Source organism: Gluconacetobacter takamatsuzukensis (genome assembly GCF_014174275.1).
Classification (GTDB): domain Bacteria; phylum Pseudomonadota; class Alphaproteobacteria; order Acetobacterales; family Acetobacteraceae; genus Gluconacetobacter; species Gluconacetobacter takamatsuzukensis.
Genome location: NZ_JABEQK010000015.1, coordinates 65,272 through 81,649, shown reverse-complemented (window position 1 = coordinate 81,649; position 16,378 = coordinate 65,272). Strand labels below are relative to the sequence as shown.

General features: G+C 63.1%; 11 protein-coding genes, 1 tRNA gene and 1 pseudogene. 12 read left to right on the top strand and 1 reads right to left on the bottom strand.

The window, feature by feature from the left end; genetic code table 11:
• Positions 1-33: 33 nt before the first annotated feature.
• Positions 34-110: transfer RNA gene (locus HLH27_RS15600), tRNA-Met, on the top strand.
• 137 nt (positions 111-247) lie between these two features.
• Here HLH27_RS15600 and HLH27_RS15595 read toward each other — a convergent pair.
• Positions 248-397, bottom strand: a pseudogene (locus HLH27_RS15595) (transposase); the annotation flags it as partial.
• A gap of 181 nt (positions 398-578) precedes the next feature.
• Here HLH27_RS15595 and HLH27_RS15590 point away from each other — a divergent pair.
• From HLH27_RS15590 to HLH27_RS15540, 11 genes are all read left to right on the top strand, one after another.
• Complete coding sequence (locus tag HLH27_RS15590; protein WP_182950967.1) at positions 579-1,391, top strand: hypothetical protein; 813 nt, start codon at positions 579-581, stop codon at positions 1,389-1,391.
• Positions 1,313-2,530, top strand: a complete 1,218-nt coding sequence (locus HLH27_RS15585; RefSeq protein ID WP_182950966.1) for a YfaP family protein — start codon at positions 1,313-1,315, stop codon at positions 2,528-2,530. Before HLH27_RS15590 ends, HLH27_RS15585 begins: the two co-directional genes overlap by 79 nt.
• Positions 2,527-3,492, top strand: coding sequence for a hypothetical protein (locus tag HLH27_RS15580; RefSeq protein WP_182950965.1), 966 nt, complete (start codon positions 2,527-2,529; stop codon positions 3,490-3,492). The genes HLH27_RS15585 and HLH27_RS15580 overlap by 4 nt, the downstream gene beginning before the upstream one ends.
• Positions 3,492-4,454, top strand: coding sequence for a hypothetical protein (locus tag HLH27_RS15575; RefSeq protein WP_182950964.1), 963 nt, complete (start codon positions 3,492-3,494; stop codon positions 4,452-4,454). Before HLH27_RS15580 ends, HLH27_RS15575 begins: the two co-directional genes overlap by 1 nt.
• 54 nt (positions 4,455-4,508) lie before the next feature.
• Positions 4,509-7,490 carry a virulence factor SrfB gene (locus HLH27_RS15570; protein ID WP_182950963.1) on the top strand — a complete coding sequence of 994 codons (2,982 nt, stop codon included), beginning with the start codon at positions 4,509-4,511 and terminating at the stop codon, positions 7,488-7,490.
• Positions 7,487-9,991: a virulence factor SrfC family protein gene (locus tag HLH27_RS15565; protein WP_182950962.1), complete on the top strand. Its 2,505-nt coding sequence runs from the start codon at positions 7,487-7,489 to the stop codon at positions 9,989-9,991. The genes HLH27_RS15570 and HLH27_RS15565 overlap by 4 nt, the downstream gene beginning before the upstream one ends.
• Positions 9,988-11,031: an SEL1-like repeat protein gene (locus HLH27_RS15560; RefSeq protein ID WP_182950961.1), complete on the top strand. Its 1,044-nt coding sequence runs from the start codon at positions 9,988-9,990 to the stop codon at positions 11,029-11,031. The genes HLH27_RS15565 and HLH27_RS15560 overlap by 4 nt, the downstream gene beginning before the upstream one ends.
• Entirely contained in the window at positions 11,028-12,926 is a 1,899-nt protein-coding gene (locus HLH27_RS15555; protein WP_182950960.1) for a vWA domain-containing protein, read from the top strand. Before HLH27_RS15560 ends, HLH27_RS15555 begins: the two co-directional genes overlap by 4 nt.
• Positions 12,927-12,991: 65 nt before the next feature.
• The gene (locus HLH27_RS15550) at positions 12,992-13,639 is read left to right on the top strand and encodes an ABC transporter ATP-binding protein (protein WP_182950959.1); all 648 of its coding nucleotides are present in this window, start codon (positions 12,992-12,994) and stop codon (positions 13,637-13,639) included.
• 38 nt (positions 13,640-13,677) lie between these two features.
• The gene (locus HLH27_RS15545; protein WP_182950958.1) at positions 13,678-14,832 is read left to right on the top strand and encodes an ABC transporter permease family protein; all 1,155 of its coding nucleotides are present in this window, start codon (positions 13,678-13,680) and stop codon (positions 14,830-14,832) included.
• Positions 14,829-16,367 (top strand): SUMF1/EgtB/PvdO family nonheme iron enzyme, encoded by a 1,539-nt coding sequence (locus HLH27_RS15540; protein ID WP_182950957.1) that lies wholly within the window; start codon positions 14,829-14,831, stop codon positions 16,365-16,367. Before HLH27_RS15545 ends, HLH27_RS15540 begins: the two co-directional genes overlap by 4 nt.
• Positions 16,368-16,378: the final 11 nt, after the last annotated feature.

Here is a 16,378-nt window from a genome sequence, read left to right as displayed (position 1 = left end):
TCGCCGCCAGGTCTTCCAGTCTACCCTCACCCCCGCGGGGTGGAGCAGCCCGGTAGCTCGTCAGGCTCATAACCTGAAGGCCGCAGGTTCAAATCCTGCCCCCGCAACCATATCAGCCCTCAAAAACCCCACGAAACCAACAGGTTCGTGGGGTTTTTCTTTGGGTGTGCGTTGGGCCGAAAATAAATCCAAACAAAATCAATGCCTTAGTTTCGCAGGTTCAAATCGGGGGCCAATACTCGCAACCAGACACATTCTGGCCGCCGTATTTGGACGCCACGTATAGAACGTTGCGTCGCTGATCCCGTGCTTGCCGTATAGACGCCCCCATTACGCCCGCTTGATGCTCCTTCAGGATCCCGATGATCGGTTCCTGCATAAGTCGGGCTCTCTTCATCGTCCGTAATGGACAGACCCTACTTCAAATCGAGGGCATTTCAGGGGGCAAGGTCAGAGGGTCACTCCGTGCTGATCTCAATGGGGGTGTACAAAACGACACAGGGAGGCTTGACAGAAGAAAATTTTCTGCTGTCATTAAGATAGATTTTTAAGAATAGTCGAAGGACAAGAGCGGGTTTGTGGCAAATGTTCTTCTCCGCAGCGATCTAGATAAGCTGGTTCTTCTGGAGTGGCGGGGGCAACCTGCCGTCCAGAGCTACAGTATTCTTTCCAATCTTCTGGCTGGGGTTTCACGGACGAAGCTTGGTTTTGCTGAGCCGCTGGTCCGCTGGCCCCGTGGTGATGAGGGCGGCGAAATCACATGGTATGCCGACGATGGCGCGGGACTGCGCCCCTTGTCGACGTATCCGGATGATCAGCGGGACGGGTTTGTCCATAATCTCGGCGCAGAGATCGCGCGCGTGCGTGAGGCCGTATCGTGCGAAGGGCGTGCGCAAGCGCTATTGCTCGATCGGGCCCTGGTCATTCCGGATCCAGAGGCAGTCTTCACCGATGGCCGAGTGTTTTTGCTTGCTCCGTGGGGAGCGCTTTCCGGGAATGGGGGCGCACTGAAGACCGAGTCCGAGGGTGTGGATTTTGCGGGTTCGGTGCTTGGACGACTGACGGGCGCGGAGAGCGAACCGGTGGTCGCCCGTGTCGGGGATGGAGACGCTGAGAAGTTGGATCCCCTGGAGACGCTGCTCCCAGGTGCTCCTGCTTCGGATGCCGCAGGCGCCCCGGGTGCCGCGGCGTCCCTGCCGCCGTGGTCGGTTCCCATAGCGTCGGTGACCTATGGGACACGCATGCGGCTTTCCCGGCCTGTTGCGGCTGTCCTTCATGGGCTGACGTTCATCTGCTTTTTCGCTCTGGCGGTATGGGCCGCTTTCTCGATCGCTGCCCATACGCGCATCGTGACGATCTCCGGCCATATTTTCAGCGATCCATCACGATGACGCAGCCTATTGCCACGACCGATGTCAGGGACATCACGCCGCTCGTACATCGGGGCCAGCGGATTATCGAACTGTGGTCAGAATTCTCCCGGCTGTTCGGGAAGGTGGCCGGTGACGCGGGCACCGGGCTGCTTGCCGAACCGGCGGATCACGGCAACGGCAAGATCGACTGGTATGGGGCGCCGGGCGCGGACATTCCGCAGGCGGAGCGCGTCGCGCAGTTCGCGCGCCTGCGTGCGGAGATCGAGCAGGCCGTCACCCGACAGGCCGATCGCCTTTCACCCACCGAGAAAAGCCTGCTGGTCTTGTTGCCACAGGTCTTCGCCATCCCAGGCGATACCTATATCCGGCCGGGTGCCCACGGACCGGTGCTGGTCGGGTGGGGACATCAGGCGGTTACCCAGAAGCTGGCCCGTGTCGATCTTATGGGGGAGGGGCGAGCGCCGCCGGCCTCCAAGGCGCCCCCGCCGCCGATCGAGGAGCGGATGGAGATCCTGCCGCCACCGCCCGCGCCCGCGCCACCCCGCCTGCCCGCCGCCTGGCGGGAGTGGGCGGCCCTGCTGGGCATGCTCGGGGGCCTCGCCCTGCTCATCTGGCTGCTTGCGCACGTCGGCGGCCTGCTGGCACCTTGGCTGTGCCTGTATCCATCCCTGCCGTTATGGCTGATTCTCCTGCTGGCGCTGTTGTTTCTGGGTTTGTTGGCGGCGCGTCTTCCCTGGCGTGCCTGGCGCGATCTGTGGCGCGTCCGCAGGATTGGCGCCTTGGGGGGCACGCTCCAGATCGTATTGTGCTGGGGGGATCTGAACGACCTTGATCTTCACGTCATATGCCCAGATGGTCAGCGCATCTATTTCAAGAACAGAACACATGGTGATGGGCATCTGCTGCGGGATGCCAATGCGCGACGTGATGGTGCGCCCCCCCCGACACGCCGCCCGGTCGAAACCACCGTCTGGCGCTCGGCGCCCCCACCCGGACTTTACACTGTCATCGTCGATCCCTTCGCCATGCCGGCCGCCGTTGCCAGTCGATTCAGCGTGACCGTTCGCTATCGGGGCGCGGTCCTCGTCTCGCATCGGGGAACGGTGTCGACGGGCCAGCGCATGGTGCCGATCTGCAATTTTGATATCCTGGCATGACGCTGCAACTGGATAGAACGCCGGGCACGGTATCGAGCGCGCATCGTGATTTTCTCGCGGCAGTCGGGGAAAGGCTGGGCCAGGCACATATGGCTTTCTTTGCGACGCCCGTTGCGGAGAGCGGCGAGACGGTGTGGTCCGCCCATGGTCGGGACAGCCGGGCGTTCGCGGATCTCGACCCTGCGGGCCGCGAGGCGATGCGCCGTTATGCAGGCTCGGTGATTTCGGACATCCGGCGGGTCGCCGAGGGAGAGGACGGTGTCATCCGGCGGCATTTCGCCGTGATGCGACGCATTCCGTCACTCGACTGCCTTTACGCCGTAGATGGGCGCGCAGTCGTCACGCGATGGGGCACGGCCGAAGCGGCCGACCCGCTTGGGGCGTTGGACGATGGCAGGCCCTTCGTTATCCGCCAGGGCTTTCCCAAGCTGCCGCCACGTCTTCTGTCGTCCGCGCTGGCCGGAACTGCGTTCGGATTTCTGATCGCGGCCTTGATGCTTCGGGCTATGCCACTGACACCGGCCTGTGCTGTCGCGGTGCGGCCGGCGGCTGTGGACCTGCCGCGCGAGAAATGGCGGTCTCATGACCTGTCCATGTTGAAAGGGTGCTGGCACCGGATCAGCAACATGAAGACGCAAGATATCGTGACCGGAGCCAAGACCCCGGTCAGGGAGTGGACGTTCTGCTTCGCCGATGACGGCATGACCGGTCAGCAATCGCTCTATTACAGCAATGGTGGCGCGTGCAGGGGGGACATTGCTACGCGTTTCGACGGCGATATTCTGGTGATCTCGGCTGAACGGTGTATCGACAAGGCACGTCACAGCACATTCGTCCGGACCATTTACCGCTGCACGCGCGACGATGATCAGAGGGCGACGTGCCCCGGCTATGCGGACGATCCGGGGGTGCCGTCGCCCAGTCCGCCGGGAGTGGGGGTGTTTCAGAGAGCCGGGCCATAATGATTGTGCTGAGGGATCGCAGGGCTGTTGACGGCGACCGCGCCCGGCGGCTGCTGGCGGAGATAGCCGCAAGACTCTCGCCCGCACATGCGGCCATTTTCGCGTCTCCCGTTCCGTCAGAAGACGGTGGAACGGAATGGCACGCGGATGGCGAGGTGATGATTCCGGCGGACCGCCTGGACGAGGGTACGCTGGAACGACTGTATTGCCATGCCGCCAGCGTCCTGTCGGACATCCGGCAGGTGGCACGGACGGAAGGAGGCGTGATTCGCGTTGGATTCGAGGCGCTCCAGTCCATTCCGATGCGGGGCGGCCTGTTCGCGGTTGATGGGCGGCCCGTTATCGCTGGATGGGGGCAGCCCGGCTGTGGAGTGCCCGCATGGGTGAACGCTTGCGACGATGGCGTGGCCCGTGCCTTGCCTCGTTCTGCGCGTCGCCCCCCGGCGTTGATGCGGACGGCCATGGCCGCGTGTGGCCTTGGCTTGGCACTGGGGGGATGTCTGACGATGCGGATGCCGTTCGGTGCCGCCTGCCGGGAGGCCCGCAATGCCGTTGCGTGGCAGGTCCATGATCCGCGTGTCGTCAGCGGCTGTTGGCAGCGCATGACCAACATGACCTCGGTCGAGAATGACGTCTTGACCAAAAACGATTACCGGCTGTGGCAGCTCTGCATCGCACCAGACGGGAGAACAGGGCAACTATCCGTGGATCTGTCGGATGCAGGAAAGTGCACGGGCGACGCCACCGCGCGTTTCGAGACGGACCGGGTCGTCATTCGAACGGCGGCGTGCCGATTGCGCGGCTCGACCTATCTGCCACGGGTGTTGACCTGCGGACAGCGCGACAGTGACCATATCGCCTGCACCATTCACGTCGCGGTCTCGGACGAACAGCTTCCACCCCATTATCATCAGGGGCACGAGGGGTTGTTGCAACGTGTAAAACCGGTAATAAAGCAATAAATTAGTGTCGACGATTACCATGCCGGGACGGGAGCGGAGAAACGGATGCCAAGCTTGATCTCGTTGATTCCCGACAGCCTGATCCAGTTCGAGACCATTGTGCTGGACGCGACCGAGTGCGGCAGGATCCGGGCGAATTTCTGGGAGGAATCCACAGGAGCGGCCAACGGGAACGGGGCGCCGGAATTCGTTCTGCGCGCGCTTGAGGAAGATCCCGAGAGCGGGAACATGGTGTTCTACGTCGATGATCGTCAACGGGTTGCGCCGGATGAGGCCGGGTACGTCATCAGGCGCAAGGAAATTTTCGAGATTTTCGAAAATGAATGGGTTCCGTTGCCTTATCTCGCGCGTATCGGAAGCGCCGACAATGAAGGGTTTCGCCCCGGTCCGGCAAACTGGGTCAGGGGCAGGCTGCGCCGTACGGAGAGCCGGGAGGGGGGGGAGACGATTCTCCTCAATATTGCCTTCGATACTACGGTCGCGCCCCATTTCGATGGCCATTACATGGCGCCGACTCCGGATGATGAGGCGCGGGGCCAGAAATTCGCGTTTGTCGCCGACCTGGAAAGTATTTCCTGGCTGATCGACAGTTCCTGGCTGAAAGACTGGCTCGAGGAGCTACAGCGGGAGGCCGCACTCGCCGTCCCCGGCCGTAAGCGTCCGGTGCCCGAGGACGCGGAGCAGCAGCCGGTCCTGAAGCATCTTGCGACTTATCTGGCCTTTCTGAGGATGGTGGCGCAGGCGGGGGCGCCGCCGGTCGCGCAGATCCTGACGGCGACGAACGAACCGCCGGTTGCGGTCGATCTGGTGCTGGATCTGGGCAATTTCCGCAGTTGCGGCATCCTGATCGAAGAGCATCCGGGAACACGTCAGCGCGAGGCCGATAGCTATGTGCTGGAATTGCGCGACCTCGCGCAACCCGAACTGGCCTATGGCGACCCGTTTTCCAGCCGGATCGAGTTCGGACGGGCGACGTTCGGGCGGGATTCCCATTCGCGCCGTTCCGGCCGGCCCCACGCCTTCGTCTGGCAGAGCCCCGTGCGGACGGGGCCCGAGGCCGAACGGATGATGGGCGCGCGGATCGGGACAGAAGGGCTGTCGGGCCTCTCCGCTCCCAAACGCTATCTTTGGGATACCCGGCCGTCGGACCAGGGGTGGCGCTTTAATAACGGGCTGAACCGGGACGGTCAGCCGTCCGATCCGGCGGTCAACGGTCCATTCCGCCGCGCGATCCAGGAAACGCTGGGCGCGCAGCGGCGGTTCAGGGTCAGTCCGGACGATGTGAAGGCGGCGCAGCCTGTGGGGCCGAGCGTGCTGTCGCGCAGTCTGCTGTTCATGCTGATGCTGAGCGAACTGATTATGCAGGCGATTATGTATATGAATTCGCCGGGCTTTCGGTCCAAGCGGCGTGATAGCGCGCGTCCGCGCCTGCTGCGTTCGGTGATGCTGACCATGCCGCCAGGGATGCCCGTGGCGGAGCAGCGGATTTTCCGCGCCCGGGCCGAGGCGGCGATCGCGTTCGTCTGGAGCGTGACGGGGCGCCCGGGAAAGCCGCCGACGCTACGCGCCGAACTGGACGAAGCCACTGCGACGCAGATCGTATGGCTGCATAACGAAGTGACGGAGCGGCTCGGCGGCCATGTCGAAGCGCTGTTCGACCTGTATGGTGACGGCCGCGTGGGCGAGGAGGAGCGGCCGGCTATCCGTGTCGCGAGTATCGACATCGGTGGCGGCACCACCGATCTGATGATTACGACCTATACCCACATAGGGGGCGACGCGTTGTCGCCGCACCAGGATTTCCGTGAGAGCTTCAAGATTGCCGGGGATGACCTGCTTGAACGTGTCATCCTGACCGTCGTGCTGCCGCCTCTGGAGAAAGCGCTGACCGATGCGGGGATCGTGGAGGCGCACAAGCTTCTCGTCCGTCTGCTGGAACGCGACTATGGCAACCAGGACGAGCGCGACCGTCACCGTCGCAGGCTATTCGTTTCGACCGTTCTCGAACCGGCCGCGCTGCGCGCGCTCGGCCTTTACGAACAGGTGAACGATCTGGCGCAAGGGGAGATCGGACAGTTCGCACTGGGGGACGACACGGTTGCCCGCGGCGATGACGACCATCGGACGCGCTGCGTCGCCTTCCTGCGCGAGCAGATCGAAATTCATGTGCGTGGCCTGAACAGGGGGGAGGGACCGTCTGATTTCGATCTGTTCGGGGTCGTGGTCGATGTGGATGTGGAAACGGTCGAGAAGGCGATCCGCGCGACGCTGGAAACGGTCCTGAGCAGCCTGACCGAACTTGTCTGGTCCTATGGGTGCGACGTCCTGCTGTTGTCGGGGCGCCCGTCGAAACTGCGCCGGGTACGGAATCTGATCACAGGCGCCATGCCTGTCGCCCCGCACCGGATCGTCGCGATGCATGATTACACGGTGGGCCGGCACTATCCCTTTACGGATTCCGCTGGCCGGATCAGCGACCCCAAGACGACTGTCGTCGTCGGTGCGGCGCTGTGCATCAAGGCCGAGGGAAAGCTTCAGAATTTTGTTCTGAGAACGGGAAAACTTGTCATGCGCTCGACGGCACGGTTCATCGGCAAGATGGAGCGGACCGGCGTTATCCGCGAAGCGGACATTCTCCTGGAAAATATCGATCTGGACGACCGTCCCAACGAGGATATCCGTTTCACGCTGCGGAATTTCGAAGGAGTGACCATGGTCGGTTTCCGTCAGCTTCCACTGGAGCGGTGGACGACGACACCGCTTTATTGCGTGGAGTTTGCTGCGGGCACTCGCGAAGAGACGCAGCGCCTGAGCATGCCGCTGACCATCGAGTTCGAAAGGAAGTCCGATATCGAGGATGCCGAAGAAAAAGGTGATTTCTCGGGACGCGAGGGTTTTCATGTCAGCGAGATTACCGATGCCGATGGGCAGGTCGTTCGCTCTGGTCTGGTCTCCTTGCGATTGCAGACCACGTTGAATCCCGAAGGTTACTGGCGCGATACCGGGTGCCTGACGCTGGGAGCGACCATGCCGTGAAGACACTTGCCGAACGAACCACGACGCTTGCCCGGGTGGCGGCGGAGGCCGTGGACTGGGTTGAAAATCATGCTCCCGAAGCCGGGGCGGATTGTCGCAAGGCGCTGCGCCGGGAACGACGGGTCGCGCGCGGGTTGAAACGGGCGGTAACGCGGCGGACGACGGTTGCGGTGTATGGGGCGTCGCAGGCGGGAAAATCGTACCTGATGTCCAGCCTTTCCTGTCCTGCCGAAGGGGCATTGGAAATTGGCTACGGTGATCGTACGCTGGATTTTCTCAAGGAAATCAATCCGCCTGGCGGTGATGAGTCGTCGGGGCTGGTCTCGCGTTTTACGCTTGTCCCGCCGCAGGCGCCCGACGGCGCGCCGCCGGTTCCCGTTCGCCTGCTTTCGGTTTCCGATATCGTGCGGATCGTTGGCAATGCGTTTCTGTCCGATTTCAAGCTGATCGGGGTCTCACCCCCTTCCCTGTCCGAAATCATGCAGATGCTGGAGGGACTGCCCCGGTTGGATGGGAAGGGGGTTCTCGACATTGATGACATCGAGGCCCTGCGAGAGTATTTCGCGCGCAAATTCGGCGACAAATCATGGATCGCCGAACTGCGTGACCCTTACTGGGACTGGCTTGCCGCGCATGTCGGCGCGTTGGCCCCGCAGGCGCTTCTGACGGCGCTCTCACCGCTCTGGGGGCGTGTCGAGACTCTGAGCCGCTATGCAGGGGAACTGGTCGATGCGCTGATTGCGCTGGGACTGCCGGAGCTCGCCTTCTGCGGCGTCGAGGCGCTGGTTCCACGATCGGGTAGTGTGCTCAATGTGTCGACGCTGTTCCGCCCGCTGGAAAATGCGGGGCCGGTGCGGCTGGTTGGCGAGAAAGGCACAGCTGCGACCCTGCCGCGCAACGTGGTTTCGGCCATTATTTCCGAGCTGGTCGTGCCGGTTGCCACCGCCCGCTGGGATTTCATGCGGCACACCGACCTGCTCGATTTCCCGGGTGCCCGGTCACGTCTGCAGATTCCCGAAATCGCTGCGGCCAGTGGACAGGAAGGGACGCTCTTTCTTCGGGGGAAGGTCGATTACCTGTTCGAACTCTATCAGGCCAACATGGAGACGACGGCAACGCTGCTGTGCGTCGCGGATTCGGCGCAGGAAGTGACCGGCTTGCCCGCGATGATCGAAAGCTGGATCGACGACACGATCGGCTGCACGGCGGCGCAGCGGCGGGGGCAGGCTGACGCGCTATTCGTCATCTTGACAAAGTTCGATCGGCAGTTCGAGGAAAAGGGCGGCGCGGATGAAAGCAGCAGCGACGTCTGGGACAAGCGGCTCGAGGCATCGCTGACCAATTTCTTCAAGTCGCCCTGGGTTGAAGAATGGAAGCCGGGACGGCCGTTCGACAATGTCCAGTGGCTGCGTGCCTCCACGGTGGGCAGCCTGTACCGGCGTGATGCTTCCGGGCGTGAAGGCGAGATGCTGCCGGAAGTCAGTGACAGGATTGCCCGCCGGCGAGCCTCCTACCTGACCAGCGGCATCGTACAGAAGCATATCCGCGATTATGAGCGGGCGTTCGACGAGGCCGTTCGGCAGAATGACGGGGGCATCAGCTACCTTGCCGGGCGGCTCCATCAGATTTGCGAAAGCACGGTGCGCACGGAGCAACTCGAAGCCCGGCTGAGACATTGTGTCTCAAACGTGCTGGGCCTGCTTAAGCCCTTTTATTATGACCCGTCGGTGCTGGATGCGGGCGAGGAAGCCCGCAAAGCTGTTGCGTCGATCGCGGTTGCGCTGCGGGAACTGCATCGCAACCGTCTTCTGGGGGCGTTCTTTCTGAGCCTTGAGCCTGACCGCGAAGCCGTGATTGCGCAGTGGCGAGAATTCAGTACCGAAATCGATGCCGAGCCGCCCCCGGTGCCAGAAGATGATCCGCTTGCGTTGATCCTGGGCGGGGTCGCGCCTACGCCCACCGTCCGCGAAGACCAACACGACCGCTTTGCGGCCCGGGTCATGGCGCACTGGATGAAGGATTATCTGGCCGCGCTTCCCGGTGAACGCAGCCGCCGGTTCGGGCTGGAGGACCACGCGGCGCGCCAGTTTTCGGAACGGATGGAGACCCTGGCGCGCATGCTGGACGTGCAGGGGCAGATTGCCGAAGCGTTGCGGCGCGACTGCAACCATGTGAACAGGCTGAATCTGTCGGGCGAAAAGCAGTCGGTCATTTGCGTGGAACTGATCGGCCGTTTTCTTACCTGGCTGGGCTATGTCGATCAATCACCCGCCGACAGGCCGAGACGGGTCAATTCCGATCTGCCGATCTTCGATCGTCCCTCGCCCCCTTCAGGGCTGCCCAATCTTTCTGAAAAGCCATCCGTATATCTGGATAGTTTCTTTCATGACTGGGTCACGGCGCTTCGAACGCGCTTCGAGGAAAGCGGCCCGCAATTCGATATTGCGGCCAATGAACGACTGGGGATGGTCCTGACTGAACTGGGAGCGGTGGAAGCATGAACGACGAAATCATCGTCAGGCCTGGGCCGCATGTCGAAGGTGCGACGATCGTCTTACCGGGGCGGGCGGTCGAGGATTCAGCTCGGACGGTTACGCTGAAGGTGCCCGGCGACCATCCCGAGGTGAAGGGGCAATGCGCGCTTGCGGCGGAAGGGAATGACCTGCTGGTCCGTATTCCGCCCGTTGTGGCGCGCCATTTCGAGCCGGATAGCGGCTACCAGGTTGAAATTCCGGAACTACGGGTAAGCGGCGACATTTCAGCATGGCCGGTGCTGCCTGTGTCTGGGAAGACGTATGCGGATCTTGAAGCGGAAGCACGGGCGCGTCGCACCACGGCAGGAGGAGGTGTGTCGCCGGAAGTGGGGGAAAAGGGTCCGGGACCTGTTGCTGCCCCCGTACCGACGCCGGGAGCGGAGGCGCTGCTTGCCGGAGCCGGCATCGATGGGGCGGCGAAGCGATCGGGTGCGAAGTGGAAGCTGCCCGTTCTCGGTGGCGGAGTGGTGTTGGCGATCTTGGCTGCGGCTGTGGCGTTCTTCCTGTTGCATCGTTCGCCCGCTGCCATCGGGCCGCTTGCCCTACCCGGCGTCGCGTCAGCGCCCGTGCCATCTGCAGCGGCGTCCGCAGTCCCACCGTCGCCGCCGCCCACGCCTTCGGCGCCGTCGGACGCGCTAGCCGCGCTATCGGTTCCCGACGTGATCGCCCAGGCCGGAACGCCGTCCGCCATCGGACGGGAAGGGGAGCGACGTTTGGCGAATGGCAAGCCGGATGACGGCGTGCTGCTGATGGAGGCAGCGGCGAACCGTGGCGACGTTGGTGCGATGACGCATCTTGCGCGCTTGTACGACCCTACAGTCTTCGATCCGCATGGACCGGTTCCAAGCCCTGATATGCGTGAGTCGGCTCAATATTATCAAAGCGCGGCCAAGGCAGGGGACACGAACGTGGCGGCCGACCGTTCGCGGCTGCACGACGCGCTGGAGAAGCAGGCCGGTACCGGCGACATGGGGGCACAATTGGCGTTGAAAGATTTCTGGCCGTGAAGGCGCGCAAGTTTTTTCTTGCCAGTGCGTTTATCGCGTGGATGGCGCCGCATGGGGGCATCGCGGCCGGTCTGACGCCGCTGCTCCAGCCGGGCAAGCACAGTCTGTACCAGCGTGTCATAACGCGTCCGGGTGCGACGATGGCGACGGACGAAGCCGGCAATGCCGCGAAACCGGTCGATGGGTTCGAGGCATTCTACGTCTTTGCCCGTGGTCATGACCGGATACAGGTCGGCAGCAGTGTCTCAGGTCCGGCGCTGGGCTGGATCGAGGAAAGCAGGACGGTCCCGTGGCCGCACGCCATGATCGCGACGTTCACCAATCCTGCCGGCCGCAATCGTGCCCTGTTTCTCGACACCTCCGGGCATGAGCAGGATCTTCTGACCGCGCCGGATTCGGGGGCGCGGGCGGCGGCCCTTCTCAAGGACGCTCAGGCGGGAAAGCCGGGTCCGGTGGTGGCGGTCGAGCCCGAAAACTATGTAGATATCGCAAAGAATTTCTATCTTCTGCCGATTCTCGACGCTACGGTGACGGACCGTGACAGCGGGCCTTCGGTCCATATGCTGCACGTTATTTCCGCCCCTACGACGAGTAAGGAAACACGTCCGCCCTCTTCGCCCGAGGCGCTCAGGCAGTTTCGTGCCGGCCTGGTTTTCGTGATCGATACGACTGCGAGCATGCAGCCCTATATCGACCAGACCCGGGCGGCGATCGGCGATATCGTTCATACCGTGCAGAATACGGCGGTCGCCCAGAATTTCCGTTTTGGGCTGGTCGCCTATCGCGACAGCCTCGTGGACACGCCCAGGCTCGAATATGCAACCAAGGTCTATGCTAAACCAGACCTCGGCCAGCCGATCGATGCCATCCTGCCTGCCATTTCCGGCGTGCATGATGCGTCCGTTTCGTCATCAAGCTTCGACGAGGATGCGGTGGCCGGTGTCAGGGCCGCCATCGACAGCGTGAACTGGGAGCAGTTCGGCGGCCGTTATATGGTTCTGATTACCGACGCGGGCGCGCGGGGTGGCGACGACCCGCACAGCCTGACGCATCTGGGGATAGATGAGGCGCGTCAGCTTGCCGCAGCAAAGGGCATCGCGCTGTTCGTCGTGCATCTGCTGACGCCGGCGGGCGATACGGCGCATGATCACGCGCACGCGGCCTCGCAATATCGCGCCCTGTCGAAATTCGGCACGGCCGGCAGCCTTTATTATCCCGTGGCAGGTGGAGCGCCCGAGGCCTTCCGCCCTGTGGTGCAGTCTCTTTCGACGTCTCTGCTCCAGCAAGTCGCCGATACGACGGGGCGGCCGGTGGCTGGGCTGACGCCCCAGAATGCGCAGCCGGACCCCAAGACCGCCGTCGTCAGTCAGGCGATGCGCCTTGCCTATCTGGGACGGGCGCAGAATACGGCGGCACCGGATGTGGTGCAGAGCTATACCGCAGACCGCGATCCGGCGGACAGCTTGCGCAAGGCGGTCGATATTCGCGTGTTGATGACGCGGAACCAGCTTTCTGACTTGGCGGCTTCGTTGCACATTATTCTCGATGCCGGCATCGCCGGGCGTACCGCGCCCGAGACGTTCTTTACCCAACTTCAGTCGGCTTTCGCCGCATCTGCGCGTGATCCGTCAGCGATCCGGCATGCCGACAAGATCGGCCCGCTGCTAGGTGAATATCTCGACGGGCTGCCATATAAATCCGACATCGCAAGCATTACGCAGGATTCATGGCTTGCGATGGGCGCGATCGCGCAGCGCACGATTCTGAACAATATCGCCAGCCGCCTGCGTCTTTACGAAGAATTCGACTCCCGTCCTGAATTGTGGGTCTATCTCGGGCATGCGCAGGATCCGGGCGAGGCGGTCTATCCCGTTCCATTGGAGGCGCTTCCCTGACCGTCAGGCCCATTCTTCTCCATGCCCAGGCGCTGGAATGGCAGTCTCCTGACAGCAGCTTCACGTTGTCGGTACCGGACTTCGTCTTGCGTGCTGGTGATCGCGTGGCCATCGTCGGACCGTCCGGCTGCGGAAAAAGCACGTTGCTCGGCCTGCTGTCGCTCGCGCTGCGACCGAGCGTGGTCGGAAAGCTGGAAATCGGCAGCGAGGATGTCGGGCCCTACTGGAAGGGACGGCACGGCGCGGCGATCCTGGGGCGGATTCGCGCGGCCACCATGGGGTTCGTGCCGCAGATGAGCGCGTTGTTGCCGTTTCTGTCCGTCCGGGCGAACATCGCCCTTCCTCTTGAAGTGTTGGGCCGGACAGATCCCGCGCGTATCGAAGATCTGGCGACGCGGCTGGATATCCTGGGGCAGCTCGACCGCATGCCGGGCACGCTTTCCGTCGGCCAGCGCCAGAGGGGGGCGATCGCCCGGGCGGTCGTCCATCGTCCTCGCCTGGTTCTTGCGGATGAGCCGACTGCGGCGCTGCATCCCGAGCAGGCGGCGAGGGCGATGCGGCTTCTGTTCGAGCAGGGCGGGGAGGAGTCGGCTGTGGTCATGGTTACGCATGATGGTGCCCGGGCGGCCGAGACCGGGTTTTCGATCGTCAGCGCCGTGCCGCATGGGGGCGGCGCGCAGATCACGATGGCCAAGGGCGGACGAACGACATGAAGGGAATGCTGCTGATTGGAAGGCTGGCGTGGCGGGACGTGCTGTCCGAGAAGATCATGGCCCTCTGCCTGATCGTCGGTCTGGCGGCCACGGCGGCGCCGCTTCTGGTCGTCGCGGGGCTGCGTGCCGGGCTTGTCGAGGGATTGCGGGCTTCCTTACTGGAAGATCCGAGGATTCGTGAACTTTCGAATGCCAGCAACCGTGATTTCGATGCTGCATGGCTGGCGGCGCTAGCCCGCCGCCCGGAGATTGCATTCGTCACCCCCCGGACCCGGACACTGGCCGCCAGCGCGCTTCTGATTCCACATGGCCGGCCGCAGGATGCCCGACGGGTGGAACTTCTGCCGTCGCATGCCGGCGACCCGCTGCTCGCGCCGGCGAGCATGCCGGCCGACCCCTATGGCATCGTTTTGTCGGCGCCGGCTGCGGCGGCGCTGCATGTGCAGGCGGGCGACAGGCTGGACCTGCAGATCGCGCGCCTGGGAGAAGGCGCGGCGCAGGAGGTTCTGCCGGTGCGCGTCGCGGCCCTGGCGCCCCAGCGGGCCACGGCTCACGATACGGCGTTTGTCGCACTCAGACTGGCGCAGACGGTGGAAGTCTTCCGCGAGGCCCCGCTGTCGTGGCCCGATGCCTGGGCGCAGGCCGGGCAGCCTGCGCATGTATGGGCTGGTTTCAGGCTGTATGTGCGCCGCCTCGAGGATGTCCCGGCCGAGGATGTGGCCCTGCATTCAGCGGGCATCGATGTTGTTTCGCGGGCTGGAGATGTTTCCGACCTGCTGACCTTCGATCGTCGCATGACCTTGCTATTCCGGCTGATCGCCTGCATGGGAGTCGCCGGCTTTGTCGCCAGCCTTGCGGCAGGGCTGTGGGCGAATGTGGAGCGCAAGCGGCTGTCACTGGCGACCATGCGTTTCGTCGGCGTTCCGTTCCTGAGTGGATTTCCGCTGATCCAGGCGCAGATTCTGGCGATCGGTGGAATCGCAGTGGCGCTGCTCGGGGCGACACTTGTGGGACGGATGATCAACCATCAATTCGCGCAGGTTCTGCCTGGCGGACATCCGCTATGCATCATTGACGGGCGGCTTTGCACCCTGGCCTGCGTGCTGACGATCGCCGGGGCATTCCTGGCCTCGGCGGCCGCGGCGTTCCGGGCCGGCCGCATTGATCCCTGGGAAGGAGTCAGTACCCCGTGAAATTCTCCATCGCCCTCTATTGCTGTGCCGCGGCGGCCATGTCATTGCCCTCTTCGTCCTGGGCGGAGATGCCGTCGTGGAACACGAAATTCATCGACCCTCATCCGCTGCCTGACGATTTGAAGTTGCCGCTGCCGTGCGGCGGAGGGATGGTGTTTCGTCCTGTCGATGTTCCCAGCGGTGACGGGGTGCTGGACGATACCGAAATCACGGTCGGGCGGCCGGACACGGCGGACGGCTACAACCAGTTCCTCCGGCGGACGTACCTTTCGGCTCCCTTCCGCGTGCCGCAGCATCCGGAACTTCGACGTTATTATATCGCCAAATACGACGTGACGGAAAACCAGTACGATGCTCTGTCGGGTTCATGCACACCTGCGACAAGGGCAGGGCAGAAGCCCAGGACCGGTGTTTCGTGGGACGAAGCGGTGACATATGCCAGCAAGCTGACGGCGTGGCTGCTTGCGCACCAGGCATCGGCGCTGACGATAGACGGCAGACCCGGTTTCCTGCGGCTTCCGGTTGACGACGAATGGTCTTATGCGGCGCGCGGTGGTATGCGGGTCAAGCCGTCGGAATTCACTGCGCCACTCTGGCCGATGCCTGATGGAGGGCCGGAAGCCTATATCGCCGCCGGCCCAGACATCGGCGAAATGCAGGCCGTCGGGCAGATGAAGCCCAATCCCCTCGGCCTGTACGACATGTTGGGCAATGCCGGACAAATGATGCTGGACCCTTATCAACTCAACAGGGTCGGGCGGTTGCAGGGCCAGATTGGCGGCCTTCTGGTGCGGGGTGGAGACTTTCATTCCAATCCAGAGGACTTGACAACAAATATCCGCGTGGAATGGCCGCCCTATAATGCGAAGACGGCGCAGCCGACGCGGGATGCGGCGATCGGCTTCCGTCTGGTCATTGGCGCAGATGCGTTGGGATCCCTGAAGGATACGCAGAAAGCGCAGAACGAATTTGATGCCTTGGTCCACAAAGTTACGGAAGCACCAGGTGATACGCAGGCCGCCCTCGCCGCGTTGAAGGAGCAATCCCAGTCAGATCCCGCGACGCTGGCCAAGCTCGCGCGTATCGAAAATGCCATGGCTGCCGACAGCCGGGCCCGTCTGGATGCTGAAAAGAAAACGTTCGGAGCGCAGATCCAGGCGCTGATCGCACTGGGCAATGACATCTGGGAGGTGAATCACGCTATCGAGACGATTCGCAAAACACGGGCAACCCTCGGGACCCTGACGCCTACCCAGACACAGCAGATCGAGAAACATCTCGCCGATCGCCAGAAGGAACTCGACGCCACCACGGAAAGCTATCTGGGACTTCTTGAAGCCGCTTCCTCCAGCCCGGCCGTCGGAGACGCTCGGTCGCTCATTGCGGTCCAGCGCGATGCGTTGCATGCGAGGGGAGAAGACTATCTGTTTGGCATGCTCGCGCTAGCCCAGAAAAACCTTGAGGCCCTACACGGCGGAAAGATTGTTTCGGCGAGGGACATTCAGGCGGACGTAGCGAAAATTCCCAGCCAATGAAATGGCGTGCA

Excerpts from the sequence above, each read along its gene's own strand:
- HLH27_RS15580 (WP_182950965.1), top strand. The coding sequence starts at position 2,527 with ATGACGCTGCAACTGGATAGAACGCCGGGCACGGTATCGAGCGCGCAT.
- HLH27_RS15585 (WP_182950966.1), top strand. The coding sequence starts at position 1,313 with ATGGGCCGCTTTCTCGATCGCTGCCCATACGCGCATCGTGACGATCTC.
- HLH27_RS15560 (WP_182950961.1), top strand. The coding sequence starts at position 9,988 with ATGAACGACGAAATCATCGTCAGGCCTGGGCCGCATGTCGAAGGTGCG.
- HLH27_RS15575 (WP_182950964.1), top strand. The coding sequence starts at position 3,492 with ATGATTGTGCTGAGGGATCGCAGGGCTGTTGACGGCGACCGCGCCCGG.